Raw genomic sequence first — 18,043 nt, forward strand, 5'->3', positions numbered from 1 at the left:
TGGCACGGATGCGAAAGCACCCATAAGCTGGACGCATGGCCAAGACTTACGTCGGCGCTCGGCTGCGTCAACTGCGGACCGAACGCGGACTGAGCCAGGTCTCGCTGGCCCAGCAGCTGGAGATCTCGGCGAGTTACCTGAACCAGATCGAGCACGACGTGCGCCCGCTCACCGTGCCGGTGCTGCTGAAGATCAGCGACGTGTTCGGCGTCGACACGACCTTCTTCTCCGCTCAGGACGACACCCGGCTCATCGCGGAACTGCAAGAGGTCGTGATGGACGAGGAGCTGGGCATCGAGGCCGACGCCCAGGAGATCGCGGACATCGTCTCGGCGCACCCGAGCATGGCCCGCGCGCTGGTCAACATGCACAACCGCTACCGCAACACTTCCGCCCAGCTGGCCGCCGCCACCGAGGACCGGTTCGCCGACGGCGCGGGCAGCGGCGCGATCAGCAAGCCGCACGAGGAGGTGCGCGACTACTTCTACCAGCGCCAGAACTACATCCACGAGCTGGACACCGCCGCCGAGGATCTCACCGCCCGCATCCGTTTCCACGGCGGCGACGTGAACAGCGAGATCGCCAGGATCCTGCGCGCCCACGACGTACGGATCATCGAGCGCATCGACCTCGGCGAAGGCGTGCTGCACCGCTACGACCCGCAGACCCGCACCCTGGAGATCGCGCCGCACCTGTCCGGCGGGCAGCGAACCTTCAAACTGGCCGCCGAGCTGGCCTACTTCGAGTGCGGCGAGCTGCTGGAGAAGCTGGTCGAGGAAGGCAATTTCGCCTCCGAGGACGCCCGCAAGCTGGCCATGCTGGGGCTGGCCAACTACTTCGCCGCGGCGACGGTGCTGCCGTACACGCATTTCCACGAGGTCGCCGAGGACTTCCGCTACGACATCGAGCGGCTGTCGGCGTTCTTCACGCAGAGCTACGAGACCATCTGCCACCGGCTTTCCACGCTGCAACGGCCGTCGCTGCGCGGCGTGCCGTTCTCGTTCGTGCGGGTGGACCGGGCGGGCAACATGTCCAAGCGCCAGTCCGCCACCGGTTTCCACTTCTCCGCCAGCGGCGGCACGTGCCCGCTGTGGAACGTCTACGAGACCTTCGCCTACCCGGGCAAGATCATGACCCAGATCGCCCAGATGCCCGACGGCCGCAAATACCTCTGGGTGGCGCGCACGGTGGAACGCCGCGCCACCCGCTTCGGCCAGCCGAGCAAAACCTTCGCCATCGGTCTCGGCTGCGAATTGCGGCACGCGGCCCGCGTGATCTACGCCGACGGCATCGATCTCGACGAAGTGCAGCCGACGCCGATCGGTGCGGGCTGCCGAGTCTGCGAACGCGCCAATTGCCCGCAGCGCGCCTTCCCACCCCTGGGCAAAGTGCTCGACATCAGCGAACACCGCAGCTCCGTATCGCCGTACGTGCTGAAGTAGTCCCACCGGTTCCGTAGGTTGTCGCTATGGCCGGTGATTCGCGGTACCCCATGCCCGCGTCGATCGTGCTGATCGCGACGCCGGAAGGTTGGCGGCACAGCGTCCTGGACACGCGGGGCGGGATGCTCTGCGGTCGGCTGGCGCAGATCGCCGCTGACGCCGCGCCGGAGCAGGCGCGCGCCGCGGCGGTCGCGATGCTGCGCGACGTGGCCCGGGAATATCACGACACCGAAATCGAAGTGGTCTGGAATGGTCCGGAGCCCGAAAAAATGCTGACAGCTCAGGTGATTTCGTTGCGGCACCGTCCCTGAACGAACATCCGGCCGGTATCGGAGCACCGATACCGGCCGGACATCCTATTCGCTCAGGCGGCCGTCGACCTCTGCATGCGGAGACCGATCCCCGTCATACCCAGTGCGGCGACGAGCAACAGGGCCAGCGTCCAGGCGAGGGTCGCGAAGCCGTGGGGCGCCGCGGCGGCAGCGACCAGCGGGCCGATGGTCGCGCCCACGTAGAAGGAGAACATCGCGACGGACATCGCGGCCGCGCGGGATTCACCGCCCAGTTCACCCGCGCTCTGCAGCACGGCCGGCGCGATGATGCCCAGTCCGCCGACCAGAACGGCGAGCAGCACGGCCAGCACGGCCGGGTGAGTTCCCTCGAAGGTCGCGACCACCATCGCCGCGGCGGCGATCAGCACGCCCAGCGCGATCTGACCGTGCTTGGACAGCCGGGCCAGCGGCACCGCGAGCAGGGGAAGCGCCACCATCACCGGCAGCGCGCCCGCACGCAGCGCGAGCAGTTCGCCCGCGCCTCGAACCACTCCGGTCAGTTCGAGGCCGGTGTACACCCCGACCATCACCGCCATGCTCATCGCGCCCGCGATCAGCATCGGCACCAGCGCCCGGATGCGCAGCACCGCCGGAATGGCGGCGTAGCTGTGCCGCAGCGGCTTGTCCCGGCCGGTGGGCGCGTCGGCCAGCAGCGCGGACCGCAACACCAGCGCGAGCACGGCGAAAGCGATCGCGGAGGCGACGAACACGGTGCGCCACGGCAATGCGGCGACCATCCACTGCGACACGATCTGCGCGACCACCGTCGCCGCGAGGAACGACGTGGCCACGGACATGGTGGCCACGGCACGGTGTGCGGGAGCGATGCGGGTCGCCACGTAGGCCATGATCGCGGGCGGGATCGAGCCGACCACCAGCCCCTGCGCCACCCGCAGGCCGACGGCCAGTGGAGCGCTGAACGCCAAACCGGTCAACAGTGTGACCGCTGCGGCCACCAGCATCCCGGTGACGAGCACCCGGCGGTGCCCATAGCGATCCGACAGCGGCCCGAACAGGACGAAGCCGCCGGCGTAGCCGAAGGCGAACGCGCTGATGATCCAGGTCATCACGGCGGGACCGACGCTCCAGTCGGCCCGCATAGCGGTGAAAAGTGGGATCGGAACGTACATCTGGCCGGTCGCCAGCAGTGCGGACAAGACGAAAAAGGGCAGGGTGCGCCCGGTGTGGGCACGCGACGAGACGACTCGGGTGCGCGTCCGGACCGGAGCCACGGACTGAAGAGTGGGCATTGCCATGGGTCGAAGGTAGGCCCTGGCGAGCCGCGTTGTCAACCAAATAGTTGGTTTAATGGAATGGTAAAGTGTCCGTCATGACCGCCACGATGAAACGCAGTGACGCGACCAGGCAGGCCCTGTTGCGCGCCGCCCGCGACGAGTTCGCGCAGCACGGGCTGGCCGGCGCGCGGGTCGACCGGATCGCGGACGCGGCGGGTGTCAACAAGGAACGCATCTACGGACTGTTCGGCAGCAAGGACAAGCTGTTCGACGTCATCCTGATCGACACCCTGCGCGAGTTCATCGACGTGGTGAAGCCGCTGGCCGACACCGAACCCGGCGCGTACGTCGGCAAGCTGTACGACTACCACCGGGACAACCCCCAGCTACTGCGCCTGATGCTCTGGGAGGCACTGCATCGCGGCGCCGACGCGCACGACATCGACGGCTGGCGCGCCGCGCACTACGTGCGCAAATTCGATCGCGCGCAGGAACAGTTCGACGTGGACTCCGCGAACGCGGGCCGCCTGCTGCTGGCCCTGTGCGGCCTGGCCAATTGGTCACTCGCCGTTCCGCAGACCACCAAACTGCTGCTCGGCGAGGCCGCCGCGGAGGATGGGAACGCCACCCGCGCGTTCCTGATGGAGTTCGCCAGGGCGGCGATGCGCCGCGACGCGGCCCCCGGCGAACGGGAAGCACGCCTGCCCGAGGTCGAGCTGGTCAATGACTTGACCGCCGACGACGAGCCGTCCGGAGTCGACCGAGCCGCCCAGCGTCTCCGCGACGCCCAAGCCGCCGCCGACGCCGCCCGCGAAGAACTCGCTACCGCCCTACGCGCCGCCCACGCCGCAGGCGCGAGCGCCAACCACCTCGCCCGTCAGGTCTCCGGCACCCTATCCCGTCCCGTGGTGCTCAAGCTCCTGTCCCAGCCCGAACCCTGAACGCCGCGAGCGACATCACTCGCCCGAACAGCGGACTCGATGCCGAGGCCCGAGACTCGACGCGCCCAGCGCACCGCAACTACGTCTTTCGAGCGAAGCGAGACCGAGCATGCGCCGTTCGCGGCCCGGCTCGCGTTTGCGGGGCCGTCGCGTAGGCGACGAAGGAGCAAGCGGCGGCTGCGCAACGCGAGCCACAAGAGGGCCGCGAACACGCCGCGACAAAGTCGCGGCCGATTAGAACGCACTTTCTTCGAGGTTCATGATGTCGTTGTCCAGCGTCGCGACGATTCCGCGCACCGCGCTCAGCGTCGGCAGCGCGTTCTTGACGAAAAAGCTCGCGACGGCGACTTTTCCGGCGTAGAAAGCGCGGTCCTTCTCCGGTGCGTCGGCGGCCAGCGCGGCGGCCGCGATCTCCGCCTGGACCAGCAGCCGCCAGCCGATGAGCAGATCGCCGACCGCCAGCAGGAAACGCACCGAACCAAGACCCACCTTGTACAACTCGGTGGGCTGCTGCTGGGCGGCCATCAGGAAGCCGGTGAGCGAGGCGGCCATGGCCTGTACGTCCTCGGCGGCCGTGCGCAGTAGTTCGCGTTCGGTGTCGAACCGCCCGGTCTTGGCGTCCAGGAACGCCGCGATCCGCGCGTTGACGTGGCCGAGCGCCACACCTTGGTCGCGAATGACCTTGCGGAAGAAGAAGTCCTGCGCCTGAATGGCGGTGGTGCCCTCGTACAGCGAGTCGATCTTCGCGTCCCGGATGTACTGCTCGATCGGGTAGTCCTGGAGATATCCGGATCCGCCCAAGGTCTGCAACGATTCCGTCAGGTACTGGTAGGCCCGCTCCGAACCGACTCCCTTGACGATCGGCAGCAGCAGATCGCTCACCCGGTGCGCCAGCTCGGGGTCGGCGCCCGAAACGAGCTGCGCCACATCGGCGTTCTGATGGGCGGCGGTGTACAGATACACCGCCCGCAAACCCTCCGCGTACGCCTTCTGCATGGCGAGCGAACGTCGGACGTCCGGGTGCTGGGTGATGGCCACACGCGGCGCGGCCTTGTCGGTCATCTGCGTCAGATCCGCGCCCTGAACGCGCTCCTTGGCGTAGGTCAGCGCGTTGAGGTAACCGGTCGACAGGGTGCCGGAGGATTTGACGCCGACCATCATGCGCGCGTTCTCGATCACCTGGAACATCTGCGCGATGCCGTTGTGCACGTCACCGACCAGCCAGCCCTTGGCGGGCGTGCCGTGGCCGCCGAAGGTCAACTCGCAGGTGGGCGAGGACTTCAGGCCCATCTTGTGCTCGACCCCGGTGACGTACACGCCGTTGCGGTCGCCGAGTGCCAAAGTCTCGGGGTCGAAGAGGAACTTGGGCACGTAGAACAGCGACAGCCCCTTGGTGCCCGGCCCGGCGCCCTCGGGACGGGCCAGCACCAGATGGAAGACGTTCTCGGCGGTGTCACCGACTTCCGCGCCGGAGATGAAGCGCTTGACACCCTCGATGTGCCAGGAGCCGTCCTCTTGCCTGATCGCCTTGGTGCGCCCGGCGCCGACGTCGGAACCGGCGTCGGGCTCGGTCAGCACCATGGTGCCCTGCCAGCCCTTCTCGAATCCGAGCGTGGCCCAGTGCCGCTGCTGCTCGGTGCCGACCTCGAACAGCACGGACGACATGACCGGGCCCATGTTGAAGAACGACGCCGACGGATTGGCGCAGGTGATCATCTCGGCGACCGACCAGACCAGCGTCGCGGGGGCCGGGGTGCCGCCCATGCCCTCCGGCATGCCGAGCCTGCTCCAGTCCGCGTCGCGCACGGCGGCGACGGTCCTACGGAGCGGCTCCGGAACAGAGATCGAGAAAGTGGCGGCGTCGTAGACGACCGGATCGCGGTCGGCCGCCGCGAAGGAGTCCGCTACCGGCCCCTCGGCCAAGCGCTTCACCTCGGACAGGATCTCCCGGACGGTGTCGGAATCGAGGTCGCCGTAGGCCCCGGTATCGAGCAGCTTGTTCAGCTCGAGCACTTCGAACAGGTTGAACTCGATATCCCTCAGGTTCGCCTTGTAGTGGCCCACCTGGTCCTCCTCGACTCGAGTCCGCGGCCCGCCGCCGCGGCATGGGACGGTTCAGACGTCGTACGAATCGAAGCGTGCCGTATCGCGGCGACGCTACGCAACCGTAGCCACATCCGCCCCGGCCAGCGGGTTTGCCGGGATCTCACAACTGTTCACCATCCGTTCACAGGAAAGGTTCACATCGGCGAAACAGACGAAACGGACTTGTCATCGAGAGATATTCCGGCGCAACAACTCCTGTCTACCGTTCCTTCACGAATACAGCCGTTGTATACAGCCCCGTCTACAGCCGTGAGCGGGGCGAAGACGGCGGTGTTCGACGCGGCGTCCTGCCGACGCCGCCGCGATACCTGATGAGGAAAGGGCTCGCCCCATGCCAAGTTTCCGTGCCACCCATCGCTCCGGGCGTTTGGTGCGAGCGATGGCGGTACCCACCGCGGTCGCGCTCGCCGGCCTGTTGCTGACCGCCTGCGGCGCGAAGGACGACGCCTCGACCACCGGCTCGGGCGCCGCGTCCTGCGTCGACACGTCGAAGGACACGATCAAGGTCGGTTCACTGCACTCCCTGTCCGGCACGATGGCCATCTCCGAGGTCACCGTCGCCAACTCGACCAAGCTCGCGGTCGACCAGATCAACGCCGCGGGCGGCGTGCTCGGCAAGAAGATCGACCTGGTGCTAGAGGACGGCGCCTCGGACCCGAAGACCTTCGCGGAGAAGGCCGAGAAGCTGATCAGCTCCGACTGCGTCGCCGCGGTGTTCGGTGGCTGGACCTCATCGAGCCGCAAGGCGATGAAGCCGAAGTTCGAGAGCCTGAACTCGCTGCTCTACTACCCGGTGCAGTACGAGGGCCTGGAGGACAGCAAGAACATCTTCTACACCGGCGCCACCACCAACCAGCAGATCGTCCCGGCCCTGGACTACCTGAAGCAGAAGGGCATCACCTCCCTTTACCTTGTGGGCAGTGACTACGTCTTCCCGCAGACCGCCAATCGCGAGATCAAGGCGTACGCCGCCGCCAACGGCATCGAGATCAAGGGCGAGGACTACACCCCGCTCGGCTCCACCGATTTCTCCACCATCGTGAACAAGGTTCGCGCCGCGAAGGCGGGCGCGGTGTTCAACACTCTCAACGGTGACTCCAACGTCGCGTTCTTCCGCGAGTACACCAACGCGGGCCTGAAAGCCGCCGAGATGCCGGTGGTCTCGGTCTCGATCGCCGAAGAGGAAGTGGCGGGCATCGGCGCGCAGAACATCGCAGGCCAGCTCACCGCGTGGAACTACTACCAGACCGTCGACAGCCCGGTGAACCGGAAGTTCGTCGCCGACTACAAGGCCGCCTTCGGCGCCGACAAGCCGACCTCGGACCCGATGGAAGCCGCCTACGCGTCGGTCTACCTGTGGAAGAACACCGTCGAGAAGGCGAAATCGTTCAAGGTCGAGGACATCCAGGCCGCCGCCGACGGCGTGACCTTCGACGCGCCCGAGGGCCTGGTCACCATCAACGGCGCCAACCACCACATCACCAAGACCGCCCGTATCGGCGAGATCCGCCCTGACGGACTGATCTACACCGTGTGGGACTCCGGCAAGGCCGTGACGCCGGACCCCTACCTGAAGTCCTACGACTGGGCCAAGGGCCTGAAGTAGTCCGCGGCTGTCCGCGGCCCAGCTACCGGTGCCCGCCCGGCGACACAGTCGCGACGGCGGTCACGCGGAGCGCGTAATGAGGGGGGCCGCGGACAGCATCGGACCGGCGCAGGCATCGCAGGCCCTGCGGCAACACGCCGCGACGAAGTCGCGGCAAATCCAACACAGGAGCCTTCCCCATGGATGTTGTGATCGGACAGCTCTTCACCGGGCTGAGTCTGGGATCCATTCTCTTGCTCGCCGCGCTCGGTCTCTCGCTGACATTCGGTCAGATGGGCGTGATCAACATGGCGCACGGCGAGTTCATCATGGCCGGTTGTTACACCACTTATGTTGTGCAGAAGGTGATCTCGTCGGCGGGCGTCTCGCTCGTCATCTCCTTGCTGATCGGTTTCCTCGTCGGCGGACTGTTGGGCGCCGCGTTGGAGATGGGCCTGATCCGCTGGATGTACGACCGGCCGCTGGACACCCTGCTGGTCACCTTCGGTGTCGGCCTGGTGCTGCAACAATTGGCCCGCGACATCTTCGGCGCACCCGCCAAGAACGTGATCGCGCCGGAATGGCTCAGCGGCGGCGTCACGATCCTGGGCGCGGTGGTGCCGAAGACGAGAATCTTCATCCTGGTCCTCGCGGTGGTCGCGGTGACCGCGCTGGCCGCGGTGCTCAAGACGACGCCGCTGGGTCGCCGTATCCGAGCGGTGGTGCAGAATCGCGGCCTGGCCGAAACCTCCGGCGTATCCAGTCGTTTCACGGATATCAGCACGTTCTTCATCGGCTCGGGCCTGGCGGGCGTGGCCGGTGTGGCGCTGACGCTGATCGGCTCGACCAGCCCGACCATCGGCCAGAGTTACCTGATCGACGCGTTCCTCGTGGTGGTCATCGGCGGGCTCGGTCAGATCAAAGGCACGGTGATCGCGGCGTTCGCGCTCGGGCTGCTCAATTCCTACATCGAATACTCGACCACCGCGTCCATCGCGAAGGTCATCGTCTTCGTCGTCATCGTGATCTTCCTGCAGGTCCGCCCGCAGGGTCTGTTCACCGTCCGGACAAGGAGCCTGGCATGACCACGCTGATACAACGGTGGCGCGCGCACTCCTCGCTCGGCGCGCTGGCCGGATTCGCCGTCGCCGCCGTTCTGTTGTTCGCGGTCGCGCCCGCCCTGCTCAGCGATTTCCGGCTCAACCTGCTTGCGAAGTTCCTGTGCTTCGCGATCGTCGCGGTCGGCATCGGATTGGCTTGGGGCCGAGGCGGAATGCTCACCCTGGGACAAGGTGTGTTCTTCGGCATCGGCGCCTACATCATGGCTATGCACCTGCAGATGGCCGACGCCGCCCGGCTGGGCAACGACGTGCCGGAGTTCATGGAGATCGCGGGCATTCGCGAATTGCCTTCGTTCTGGAAGCCGTTCGCGTCGGCTCCGGTTGCGCTGATCGGCATCCTCGTGCTGCCCGCTCTGATCGCCGCGGTGCTGGGCTACGGCGTCTTCAAGCGCCGCGTGAAGGGCGCCTACTTCGCCATCCTCAGCCAGGCGCTGGCCGCCGCGCTGGCCATCCTGCTGACCGGTCAGCAGAGCATCGGCGGGTTCACCGGCCTGTCGGATTTCCGCGCGTTCTTCGGGTTCAAGCTGTCCGACCCGGTCAACCGGCGCATGCTGTTCTTCTTCGCCGCGGCCGCGCTGCTGGTGGTGGTCGCGCTGGTGCGGCAGTTGATGCACAGCCGCTACGGCGAGTTGCTCGTCGCGGTGCGCGATCAGGAGGAACGGGTACGTTTCCTGGGCTACGATCCGGCGAACGTCAAGATCGTCGCCTACGTGGTCGCCGCGTTCTTCGCGGGCATCGCAGGCGCCCTGTTCACCCCGATCGTCGGCATCATCTCCCCCGCCGATATCGGCGTCGTCCCGTCCATCGCGTTCCTCATCGGCGTCGCGATCGGCGGCCGGACCACGCTGCTCGGGCCGGTGCTCGGCGCGATCGGCGTGGCGTGGGCGCAGACGGCGCTGTCGGAGGAGTTCCCCTCGGGGTGGACGTATCTGCAAGGCGTGCTGTTCATCGTGGTGGTCGGTTTCGTTCCGGCGGGTCTGGCCGGATTGTGGCCGATGCTGAAAGGCCTGCTGGACAGCAGGCGTTCCGCGCCCGCACCCGCGACGGTGGTGGTCGAGGCGCTGCCGGAATCCGCGACGGAGAAGGTGGAATCGCGATGACCGAGACGACGCACGAACCGAAGCTCGGCGGCAACGCCGGAATGTCCAGCGAGTACCTCGAGATCCGCGGTCTCTCGGTGAGTTTCGACGGTTTCAAGGCCGTCACCGACGTCGATCTGACGGTGTTGCAGGGCGATCTGCGCTTCCTCATCGGCCCCAACGGGGCGGGCAAGACGACGCTCATCGACGCGATCACCGGACTGGTCCCGGCGACCGGCTCCGCGCAGAAGACCGGTGTGGAATTGCTCGGCCAGAAGGTACACCGGATCGCCCGGCTCGGTGTCGGAAGAACGTTCCAGACCGCGAGCGTGTTCGAGCAGCTCAGCGTGCTGCAGAACCTCGACATCGCCGCGGGCGCCGGCCGTTCGGCGCTCACCATGCTGCGCCGCCGCAAGACGGTGCTGCCCGCGATCGAGGAGGCGCTGGAGACCACCGGCTTGGCCGACCTGCGCGACAAACCCGCAGGGGTGCTCGCACACGGGCAGAAGCAATGGCTGGAGATCGGCATGCTTCTGGTGCAGAACGCGTCGGTGCTGCTGTTGGACGAACCGGTGGCCGGGATGAGCGCCGAGGAGCGCGAGGAAACCGGCAATCTGTTACGCCGCATCGGCGGCGACCGGGTGGTCGTCGTGGTCGAGCACGACATGGATTTCATGCGCGCCTTCGCCACCTCGGTCACCGTCCTGGCCGGCGGCAAGGTGCTCAGCGAGGGAACCGTCGAACAGGTGCAGGCGGACCCGAAAGTCCAGGAGGTCTACCTCGGCACCGCAGCGGCCGTCGGGACCGAGCTGGAGGACGCGTCGATCGCGCCGAGCCCGGAGTCACCCCAGAAAGGGGACAGTGATGCTTGAACTCACCGATATCCACTCCGGTTACGGCCGCACCGAGGTGATCCACGGCGTCTCGGTGACCGTCCCGGACGACAGCGTGGTCGCCATCATGGGGCACAACGGCGCGGGGAAGACCACGTTGCTGCGCACCGCCGTCGGGCTGATCGGCACGAAGTCGGGCCGGATCGAGTTCGACGGGGAGACCATCACCAAACTGTCGCCGTCGCGCCGGGTGCGCCGCGGGATCGCGTATGTGCCGCAGGGACAGCAAAGTTTCCCGCAACTGACCACGGCGGAGAATCTGCAAGTGGTCGCCGACGGCCGCAAACGGGGCAAGGCGTTGATCGATGAATCGCTGGACCTGTTTCCCGCGCTGCGCGAGCTGCTCACCCGGAAGGCGGGCCTGCTGTCCGGTGGCCAGCGCCAGCAACTCGCCATCGCGCGGGCGCTGATCACCGAGCCGAAACTGCTCATCCTGGACGAGCCGACCGAGGGTATCCAGCCGTCGGTGGTCGCCGAGATCGAGCGCACCATCATCGATCTCACCCGGCGCGGCGGGCTGAGCGTGCTGCTGGTCGAACAGCACATCGGCTTCGCATTGCAGGCGGCGCAGCGCTACTACGTGTTGCGATCGGGCCGGGTGACCTCCACGGGCGCGGGTGGGGCGGGCGCCGAGCGCGAAGTCCGCTCGGCGATGGCGATCTGAGCGCCGCCGTGGCCCGCGACAGGGGCCGGATTCCGTTGCGCGAGCAGGTGTACGACTCGTTGCGCCGGGATCTGGCCACCGGAGCCATCGTGCCGACCGAACGGCTCGGCGAAGAACGCCTCGCCGAGGCGTACGGCGTGTCGCGCACGCCGGTGCGCGAGGCGCTGGCGCGACTGCAAGCGGACGGACTGGTCGAGCGGCTCGCCGACGGCCTCTACCCGTACCGTCCCCGGCTCGACGAACTCGATCACCTCTACGAGTTGCGGCTCGTACTGGAAGCCAGGGGCATGCAACGCGTGGCCCCGCCCGGCGAGGCGCCCACGCACGATCTGGATCTCGTGCGCACGGAACTCGACACCTGGCGCGCACTGCGCGACGCCCCACCCGAACCGGGCCCCGCGCTGGTGGCCGCCGACGAACACTTCCACACCACCCTGCTCACAGCCGCGGGCAACGCCGCGCTCGCCGACGCGCTCACCGCCGTGCACGTCCGGGTGCGTCCGGTGCGCACGCTGGACATGCCGACTCCGGAACGCATCGCCACGATGACCGCCGAGCACATCGCGATCGCCGAACACCTGGTGTCCGGGGCGGTGGACGCGGCGTTGGCGACGCTCACCGCCCATATCGACACCTCGCGAACGCATGTGCTGGCCCGAGCGCAGTACGCCATGCGCCTGACCAAACTGGGCCGCGCCGTGCGGGATTGACCGTTCAGCAGTGCTGCTGGAAGGGGTAGCACTGGGTGGGCCGGTACGCCGGCGGCGACGGCGTCGGACTCGTCGTGCCGGTCGCCGGGATCGGCTGGGCCGAGTCGTGCGCCAACGCGGTGGCGATCACGCCGAGCACGAACAGGACCCCGACAACGGCGATCACGATGACGGACCAGCCCGCATAGGCCTGGCTTTTCGTCGCGACGCCCGCCGTCGGCTCGACTCGCGGCTTCGGTGTGCGCGGGATGGTGGTGACCGGTTCCGGCGCGTTCTCCTCGAAGCCCGCCTCGAGGAGCTCCGCGCGGGACGGCGCGATTTCCGCCAGGCCGAGCGCGCCGCACGCGCCGATCACCCGGTCCGCGGTCCAGTCGCGCGGTCCCGCGGAGAAACCCTCCAGGTAGATGCGTAGTTCGGTCGCGTCGGTGACATTCCCGACGACCACGTCCAACCCCGGACGCAGATTCGTGCGCGCCGGGCGCACCACGGCGCCGCGGAAGGGGACGAGCACGACGGCGCCGCTGATGTGTCCCGGGTCCTGCAACGCGCGCTGGAGCATGTGCTTGACCGCGTAGATGCCGTGTTCCACGCGCTCGGCGGGGCTTCCGTTCTCCGGGTCGTCCAGCTCCACCGGCGCGTCGCTGATCGTCCACGGCCCTTCGGCCGGTGTGCTCAGGATGCCGCTCTGCCTGCGCTGGAACCCGTGCACCTCCAGCACGGTCAACCCGCGCGGGGTCCACACCACCGCGTCGACACGCCGGTTGTCCGGCTCGAGATCTATCACGGCGAGGCCGGTCGTCGGATACGACCTCAGGCACGCGACGAATTCCCGCTCAGCGCCGGACAGCTCCGCTCCCGGCCTGATCCTCACCAGCATCTTTTCCCCTGACGACCTGTTGTCCACACCTGACGCCGCGGAAACGCGCTGCGGCCGCGGCGACCCGCACCGGTACTGATGATGACGGGGTACCCCGCTGAAAACCACTGGAAAGCAAAAGAATGGTGGCGCGCCGGACGGGATACTGCCAAGTAGGCTCTCATCTCGGTCGGCACCGACGCCGGCCGCACAGACCACGCGGAGGTGGCAACCGGCATGGTTTCAGCGCTGCAACCACGCATCTCGCCCGGACGGCTCCGGGAACTCGGGGCGCTCAATTGGGTTGTCTGGCAGGTGCTCTCCCGCGCCGCGGGCACCCACGACGCCCATTTGTTCAGCACGCTGGGCCGCACCCGCGGCCTGTTCCGCGGTTGGCTGCACTTCTCGGGCAAGCTCATGCCAGGCGGGCGGCTGCCCCGCCACGAGTCCGAGCTGGTCATCATCCGGGTCGCACATCTGCGCGGGTGCGAGTACGAGATGGACCATCACATCCGGCTCGGCCGGCGCGCCGGGGTGACGAGCGAAATCCTGGAGCGGCTGCGCAAAGGCCCCGAGGCGGCGGAGTGGTCGGACAAGCACCGCGCGCTGCTGGCCGCCGTGGATCAGCTGGTGGAGACCCGTGACCTCGACGACGACACCTGGGCCGAGCTGGCGAAGCACTACGACGAGCGCAGTCTGATCGAGATCGTCCTGCTGATCAACCAATACGACGGGCTGGCCGCCACGATCACCGCCCTGCGCATCCAACGCGACGGCCTCTAGTCGGACCGGCCCTCGATACGGCGGGCCAGACCGTCCAGCACCAGCGTCAACCCGAACTCGTAGGCATGGTCGGCGCTGTAGGCGGCGTCGTGCGCCTGGCCCGCGGCCGTCCCGACGCGCGCGGCGAGCGGGTACCGCCGCGCGTCGAAGACCTGCGCCAGCACCGGCGCGGCCCGCTCCCACCACTGACCGTCGGACATGGCGCTGTCGGCCGCCGCCCGCGCGCTGTCGATGGCGATGCGGGCGACGGACGTGACGAAGCCGAGCACGAAGGTCAGAGCGGCGTCCATCGCCAGGTCGTCGAGGCCGAGGTCCGCGAAGGCCTCCAGCTCGTGGTCGTATTTCGCGGCGAGGCCCGGCCCGAGCGGTGGCCGGGTGGTCGGCAGATACGCCACCCACGGATGACGGGCCAGCAGGGCGCGGTTCTCGGCGGCGATCCGGGCGACCCGCTCGCGCCAGGGCAGACCGGTGAGGTCGGCGCGCTCCATCCGCGCGTACACCGTGTCCAGCATCAGGTCGATCAGTTCGGATTTGCCCGGCACATAGGTGTAGGTGGCCATGGGAGTCAGGCCGAGCCGGTTGGCGACCGCACGCATCGTGACCGCTGCGATTCCCTCCACGTCGGCGATCTCGATCGCGGCGGCGACGACCGCATCGACGCTGCTGCGCTGTTTCGGCCCCCGGCCGGTGCCCGGCTCCGACGGAATCCGCCACAGCAATTCCAGCGTGCGCACCGGGTCACCGGCGCCGCTGCGCTCCTTCGGCTGTCTCATCGCTCGCCTCCTCAACCGCCTCGCTTCCCCGATGGTATCGATGTGACGCACCTCATAATGCGCAGTGCCCATCAACTCCGTACAAAGTACAGTGTACTTAGTACGGAGTTTTTCCGCCGAGGAGGGCCCATGCACATCACCGCTTCCGCCATCTCGCTCAACGTTCCCGACCCGGCCGCCTCGGCGCGGTTCCTCATCGAGCACCTCGGCTTCGAGGAGAAGATGTCGGCCGACGGGTTCGTCTCGCTGGACCGCGACGACGCCGGACTGAACGTCATCTACCTGCGCACCGGACTGGCGAGCTTCAAACCGCGGAGCGCGGCGGGCAGCGCGGGCGAAGGCCTGCTCGTCGTCTTCGTCGTCGACGACATCGATGCCGAATACGCCCGGCTGCGAGCCGAGGGCGTGCCGATCGTGACGCCCATCGAAACCGAGGAGTGGGGCGAGCGGTACTTCCAGATGAGCGATCCGAACGGGATCATCATCCAATTGGTGCAGTGGGTCTGAGTTGTGTCCGAGCGGCTCGGATGATGTCAGGCGAGCGCAGCGCGGAAGACGTCGACGGCGGGAGTCGCCGGGCGGCCGAGCAGTCGCGCCAGGTCGCCGGAGCGGACGTCGAGGATGCCTTGTGCGATACCGGCGTCGGCGTCGGCGAGCGCCTCGGCGAACTGGGCGGGCAATCCCGCCCCGGTCAAACCAGCCGCGTAGTCGGCCTGCGGAAGGTTCTCGTAGCGCACCGGCTTGCCCGATGCCTCCGAGATCGCCTCGGCCAGTTCGGCATAGGTGAGCCGGTCGTCGCCGCCGAGTTCGTATACCCGGCCCGCGTGGCCGTCGGTGGTCAGCACCCGGGCGGCGGCTTCGGCGTAGTCTGCCCGCGCCGCGCCCGCCACGCGACCTTCACCCGCCGCGCCGTGCAGCACGCCGGACTCCACCGCGTGCGCCAGACCGCCCAGGTAGTTCTCCCAGTACCACCCGTTGCGCAGCACTGTGTGTGGCACAGCCGATTCGGCGAGCACCGCTTCGGTGCCCTTGTGTTCCTGCGCGAGAATGAGCGGATTGTCGGTCGCGCCGGGAATGCTGGTGTAGGCGAGCAATTCCACACCGGCCCGCTCAGCGGCGCGAATGACGTTGGTGTGCTGCGCCACGCGCGCGCCGAACTCGTTACCGGAGACCAGCAGCACCCGGTCGACACCCGCGAGCGCCCGGTCCAGCGCGGCCGCGTCGTCGTAGTCGGCCTGCCGGACGTCCACGCCACGTTCGGCCAGGTCGGCCACCTTCGCCGGGTCGCGCACGATCGCCACGACCGGTGTCGATCCCACCTTCAACAGCGCGTCCACTACGAGCCGGCCGAGCTGTCCACTGGCCCCGGTCACCGCGACGGTCATGACTACCTCCAAGATCGCATCTTCGAATAGCACTAACTATTCGTAAGCACTATGCACCTTGTAGACACTGCCGTCAAGTTGGGTACTATCGAAGTATGTCCACCCAGCGCATTGCCTCGGCGGACGCCGACGATCCCACGCTGGAAGCCGACGTCTTCGCCCGGAACTGCACGTCGCGGCCGGTCCTGCAGAACGTCGCCAGTCGTTGGGGCACCCTGGCGCTGGTCGCGCTGCGCGAGGGGCCGTACCGGTTCAGCGCCTTGCGGCGGCGGGTCGACGGCGTCAGCGAGCGCATGCTGTCGCAGACCCTGCAGGCCCTGGAACGCGACGGGATGGTGCACCGCGAGGTGCAGGAGACCATCCCGCCCCGGGTCGAATACACCCTCACCGACCTGGGTGTCGAGGTGGCCGACCGCTTGGAGGCGCTCATCCGGGTACTGGAAACCAACATGCCGCGCGTGCGCGAGGCGCAGGCCGCCTACCACCGCGACTGACGGGAAGAGACCAGCGTCACCACGGGTTACACGGGCATGGAACTCGCCGCCGCAGTCGATTTCGCCCGCGACCACCGCAGGTCCGTGCTCACCACGATTCGCCGCAACGGACGACCGCAACTGTCCAACGTGCTGCACGTCGTCGGCGCGGATGGCCGCATTCGCATCTCCATCACCGCCGACAGGGCGAAGTACTACAACCTCGTCCGAGACCCGTGGGCGGCGCTGCACGTGACCCGCGACGATTTCTTCGCGTATGCCGTCCTCGAAGGCACGGTCGAACTCACCCCCGTCGCCGCCGAGCCAGACGACCCCACCGTCGACGCACTCGTCGACTACTACCGCACCGCCACCGGCGAGCACCCCGACTGGGACGAATACCGCGACGCGATGGTCACCGACCGCCGCGCCTTGGTGTTGTTCACCCCGACTCACGCCTACGGCATGCTCCCGGCCGCCGGGTAGCCGAACGAATCCTGCGCCACGAACACCGACGCTCCGGCGCATCGCCTCCGTCGGCGCCTGCGGCCGCGCGGGCATAGCCCACTTGCCCCGCACAAGGCGAAGCAGGGCGGCCCGTCCGGCTACCCGAGCCGGGCCGAGAGCGCCCACGACTGGGTGGCGAGACAGACACCGGATCGGCGCGTGGGCGCGCGTAGCAGTAGCGGATACGCCGTACCCCGCCCCACCTCGCGGCGGCTGATGTGCGCCGCCGACCGGACCTCGCCGCGCCGCCGACCGGCTCGGCTCCGCGGTCGGCGCGGGCTGCGAAATCCGCCGTCGCCCGGCAGCCCCGCGCATCGACCGCCGTCGACGACGGCCAGTGCGCCGGGCCGGTCGGATCAGCGGGACATGAGATCGGACACCGTGACGAATTGGTATCCCGCGGCACGCAATTCGGTGACGATGCGCGGGATGGCGGCGATCGAGGGCTCCGCGTTGCCGTGCATGACATGCAGCAGAACGATCGACCCGGGGCGGACCTTGCCGAGCGTCTCGGCGACGATGTCGTCCGCGGTAACGCCGGCCCGGCCGGAATCGGGCTCGACGTCCCAGGTCACGGTGACGCGGTTGTGCTCGGCGAGATAATGCGGCAGCTCCCACAACTTCTTGCCGTAAGGCGGACGGAAGGTGATCGGGCCCACGTAACCCGTCTGCATGATCTCGGTGTCCGTGCGCTCCACTTCGTCGCGGACCGTGCCGGGCGTCACGAAGACCATCCGCCGATGCGAATAGGTGTGATTGCCGATCTCGTGGCCCGCCGCGGCGATCGCCCGGCCGTACTCCGGGTGTTCGGCGAGATCACGCCCGTTCAGGTAGAAGGTCGCCGGAACCTGCGCGTCGGCGAGGACTTTCAGCACCTCGGGCGCGCGATCGGACGGCCCGTCGTCCAAGGTCAGCGCGACTACCCGCGCGTCGGTGTCCACCCGGCTGACCACGTGACCGGCCAACTGGAAGGTGCGCGCCTTCATCAGGTAGAAGGTGCCCGTCCCCAGCAGCACCACCACGACGAGCACCGGCACACTTCCGATCAGCCACCTGCGAAACATGCACGCTGTATAGCAGAACGCTCGCACCGATGCCGACCACCGACGGCCCTACCGGCGCGGAAACCCCTGCCGGATAGCGAAAAAGGGCGTGCGA

General features: G+C 68.0%; 19 protein-coding genes. 13 read left to right on the forward strand and 6 right to left on the reverse strand.

From position 1 onward, the window contains the following. The first annotated feature begins 35 nt into the window (after positions 1-35). Both ramB and AB0L97_RS01005 read left to right on the forward strand, forming a co-directional pair. Complete coding sequence (gene ramB / locus AB0L97_RS01000; RefSeq protein ID WP_355071757.1) at positions 36-1,442, forward strand: acetate metabolism transcriptional regulator RamB; 1,407 nt, start codon at positions 36-38, stop codon at positions 1,440-1,442. A gap of 50 nt (positions 1,443-1,492) precedes the next feature. Continuing rightward, positions 1,493-1,753 (forward strand): hypothetical protein, encoded by a 261-nt coding sequence (locus AB0L97_RS01005; RefSeq protein WP_364424472.1) that lies wholly within the window; start codon positions 1,493-1,495, stop codon positions 1,751-1,753. A gap of 53 nt (positions 1,754-1,806) precedes the next feature. Here AB0L97_RS01005 and AB0L97_RS01010 read toward each other — a convergent pair whose 3' ends face one another. After that, entirely contained in the window at positions 1,807-3,030 is a 1,224-nt protein-coding gene (locus AB0L97_RS01010; RefSeq protein ID WP_364424474.1) for an MFS transporter, read from the reverse strand. A 74-nt stretch (positions 3,031-3,104) separates the two neighbouring features. Here AB0L97_RS01010 and AB0L97_RS01015 point away from each other — a divergent pair, with 74 nt between their 5' ends. Beyond that, on the forward strand, positions 3,105-3,950 hold the full coding sequence (locus tag AB0L97_RS01015; protein ID WP_364424476.1) for a TetR family transcriptional regulator: 846 nt from the start codon (positions 3,105-3,107) through the stop codon (positions 3,948-3,950). 234 nt (positions 3,951-4,184) lie between these two features. On the opposite strand, the gene AB0L97_RS01020 is transcribed toward AB0L97_RS01015, so the two are convergent. Next, entirely contained in the window at positions 4,185-6,014 is a 1,830-nt protein-coding gene (locus AB0L97_RS01020; protein WP_364424478.1) for an acyl-CoA dehydrogenase, read from the reverse strand. A gap of 373 nt (positions 6,015-6,387) precedes the next feature. Here AB0L97_RS01020 and urtA point away from each other — a divergent pair, with 373 nt between their 5' ends. The 6 genes from urtA (at position 6,388) to AB0L97_RS01050 (ending at position 12,108) form a co-directional block, all read left to right on the forward strand. Then, positions 6,388-7,662 (forward strand): urea ABC transporter substrate-binding protein, encoded by a 1,275-nt coding sequence (urtA, locus tag AB0L97_RS01025; protein ID WP_355071748.1) that lies wholly within the window; start codon positions 6,388-6,390, stop codon positions 7,660-7,662. A 179-nt stretch (positions 7,663-7,841) separates the two neighbouring features. Beyond that, positions 7,842-8,726, forward strand: a complete 885-nt coding sequence (gene urtB / locus AB0L97_RS01030) for an urea ABC transporter permease subunit UrtB (protein WP_356962700.1) — start codon at positions 7,842-7,844, stop codon at positions 8,724-8,726. Next, the gene (gene urtC / locus AB0L97_RS01035) at positions 8,723-9,862 is read left to right on the forward strand and encodes an urea ABC transporter permease subunit UrtC (RefSeq protein ID WP_356962702.1); all 1,140 of its coding nucleotides are present in this window, start codon (positions 8,723-8,725) and stop codon (positions 9,860-9,862) included. Before urtB ends, urtC begins: the two co-directional genes overlap by 4 nt. Then, a complete protein-coding gene (urtD, locus tag AB0L97_RS01040) occupies positions 9,859-10,713 on the forward strand; it encodes an urea ABC transporter ATP-binding protein UrtD (protein WP_355071744.1) in 855 nt (284 codons plus the stop codon). Before urtC ends, urtD begins: the two co-directional genes overlap by 4 nt. Next, positions 10,706-11,398 carry an urea ABC transporter ATP-binding subunit UrtE gene (gene urtE, locus AB0L97_RS01045; RefSeq protein ID WP_355071742.1) on the forward strand — a complete coding sequence of 231 codons (693 nt, stop codon included), beginning with the start codon at positions 10,706-10,708 and terminating at the stop codon, positions 11,396-11,398. The genes urtD and urtE overlap by 8 nt, the downstream gene beginning before the upstream one ends. Positions 11,399-11,406: 8 nt before the next feature. After that, complete coding sequence (locus AB0L97_RS01050; protein ID WP_356962703.1) at positions 11,407-12,108, forward strand: GntR family transcriptional regulator; 702 nt, start codon at positions 11,407-11,409, stop codon at positions 12,106-12,108. A gap of 4 nt (positions 12,109-12,112) precedes the next feature. Here the strand turns inward: AB0L97_RS01050 and AB0L97_RS01055 are convergent, their stop codons facing one another. After that, complete coding sequence (locus AB0L97_RS01055) at positions 12,113-12,985, reverse strand: NERD domain-containing protein (RefSeq protein WP_364424483.1); 873 nt, start codon at positions 12,983-12,985, stop codon at positions 12,113-12,115. A gap of 228 nt (positions 12,986-13,213) precedes the next feature. On the opposite strand from AB0L97_RS01055, the gene AB0L97_RS01060 reads away from it, so the two are divergent. Further along, positions 13,214-13,747 carry a carboxymuconolactone decarboxylase family protein gene (locus tag AB0L97_RS01060; RefSeq protein WP_355072125.1) on the forward strand — a complete coding sequence of 178 codons (534 nt, stop codon included), beginning with the start codon at positions 13,214-13,216 and terminating at the stop codon, positions 13,745-13,747. On the opposite strand, the gene AB0L97_RS01065 is transcribed toward AB0L97_RS01060, so the two are convergent. Beyond that, positions 13,744-14,520, reverse strand: coding sequence for a TetR/AcrR family transcriptional regulator C-terminal domain-containing protein (locus AB0L97_RS01065; RefSeq protein ID WP_355071737.1), 777 nt, complete (start codon positions 14,518-14,520; stop codon positions 13,744-13,746). The genes AB0L97_RS01060 and AB0L97_RS01065 overlap by 4 nt on opposite strands. 129 nt (positions 14,521-14,649) lie before the next feature. On the opposite strand from AB0L97_RS01065, the gene AB0L97_RS01070 reads away from it, so the two are divergent. Beyond that, a complete protein-coding gene (locus tag AB0L97_RS01070) occupies positions 14,650-15,027 on the forward strand; it encodes a VOC family protein (RefSeq protein ID WP_355071736.1) in 378 nt (125 codons plus the stop codon). Between the two features lie 26 nt (positions 15,028-15,053). Here AB0L97_RS01070 and AB0L97_RS01075 read toward each other — a convergent pair whose 3' ends face one another. Further along, positions 15,054-15,905 (reverse strand): SDR family oxidoreductase, encoded by an 852-nt coding sequence (locus AB0L97_RS01075; protein WP_364424486.1) that lies wholly within the window; start codon positions 15,903-15,905, stop codon positions 15,054-15,056. Between the two features lie 95 nt (positions 15,906-16,000). Here AB0L97_RS01075 and AB0L97_RS01080 point away from each other — a divergent pair, with 95 nt between their 5' ends. Both AB0L97_RS01080 and AB0L97_RS01085 read left to right on the forward strand, forming a co-directional pair. Continuing rightward, entirely contained in the window at positions 16,001-16,399 is a 399-nt protein-coding gene (locus tag AB0L97_RS01080; protein ID WP_356962711.1) for a helix-turn-helix domain-containing protein, read from the forward strand. 36 nt (positions 16,400-16,435) lie between these two features. Beyond that, a complete protein-coding gene (locus AB0L97_RS01085; protein WP_355071731.1) occupies positions 16,436-16,864 on the forward strand; it encodes a PPOX class F420-dependent oxidoreductase in 429 nt (142 codons plus the stop codon). Between the two features lie 377 nt (positions 16,865-17,241). On the opposite strand, the gene AB0L97_RS01090 is transcribed toward AB0L97_RS01085, so the two are convergent. Next, entirely contained in the window at positions 17,242-17,949 is a 708-nt protein-coding gene (locus tag AB0L97_RS01090) for a polysaccharide deacetylase family protein (RefSeq protein WP_364424489.1), read from the reverse strand. Positions 17,950-18,043: the final 94 nt, after the last annotated feature.

This window comes from Nocardia sp. NPDC051911 (genome assembly GCF_040681035.1).
GTDB lineage: Bacteria > Actinomycetota > Actinomycetes > Mycobacteriales > Mycobacteriaceae > Nocardia > Nocardia sichangensis.

Excerpts from the sequence above, each read along its gene's own strand:
- ramB (WP_355071757.1), top strand. The coding sequence starts at position 36 with ATGGCCAAGACTTACGTCGGCGCTCGGCTGCGTCAACTGCGGACCGAA.
- AB0L97_RS01005 (WP_364424472.1), top strand. The coding sequence starts at position 1,493 with ATGCCCGCGTCGATCGTGCTGATCGCGACGCCGGAAGGTTGGCGGCAC.
- AB0L97_RS01010 (WP_364424474.1), bottom strand. The coding sequence starts at position 3,030 with ATGGCAATGCCCACTCTTCAGTCCGTGGCTCCGGTCCGGACGCGCACC.
- AB0L97_RS01015 (WP_364424476.1), top strand. The coding sequence starts at position 3,105 with ATGACCGCCACGATGAAACGCAGTGACGCGACCAGGCAGGCCCTGTTG.
- urtA (WP_355071748.1), top strand. The coding sequence starts at position 6,388 with ATGCCAAGTTTCCGTGCCACCCATCGCTCCGGGCGTTTGGTGCGAGCG.
- urtB (WP_356962700.1), top strand. The coding sequence starts at position 7,842 with ATGGATGTTGTGATCGGACAGCTCTTCACCGGGCTGAGTCTGGGATCC.
- urtC (WP_356962702.1), top strand. The coding sequence starts at position 8,723 with ATGACCACGCTGATACAACGGTGGCGCGCGCACTCCTCGCTCGGCGCG.
- urtD (WP_355071744.1), top strand. The coding sequence starts at position 9,859 with ATGACCGAGACGACGCACGAACCGAAGCTCGGCGGCAACGCCGGAATG.
- urtE (WP_355071742.1), top strand. The coding sequence starts at position 10,706 with ATGCTTGAACTCACCGATATCCACTCCGGTTACGGCCGCACCGAGGTG.
- AB0L97_RS01055 (WP_364424483.1), bottom strand. The coding sequence starts at position 12,985 with ATGCTGGTGAGGATCAGGCCGGGAGCGGAGCTGTCCGGCGCTGAGCGG.
- AB0L97_RS01065 (WP_355071737.1), bottom strand. The coding sequence starts at position 14,520 with ATGAGACAGCCGAAGGAGCGCAGCGGCGCCGGTGACCCGGTGCGCACG.
- AB0L97_RS01070 (WP_355071736.1), top strand. The coding sequence starts at position 14,650 with ATGCACATCACCGCTTCCGCCATCTCGCTCAACGTTCCCGACCCGGCC.
- AB0L97_RS01075 (WP_364424486.1), bottom strand. The coding sequence starts at position 15,905 with ATGACCGTCGCGGTGACCGGGGCCAGTGGACAGCTCGGCCGGCTCGTA.
- AB0L97_RS01080 (WP_356962711.1), top strand. The coding sequence starts at position 16,001 with ATGTCCACCCAGCGCATTGCCTCGGCGGACGCCGACGATCCCACGCTG.
- AB0L97_RS01085 (WP_355071731.1), top strand. The coding sequence starts at position 16,436 with ATGGAACTCGCCGCCGCAGTCGATTTCGCCCGCGACCACCGCAGGTCC.
- AB0L97_RS01090 (WP_364424489.1), bottom strand. The coding sequence starts at position 17,949 with ATGTTTCGCAGGTGGCTGATCGGAAGTGTGCCGGTGCTCGTCGTGGTG.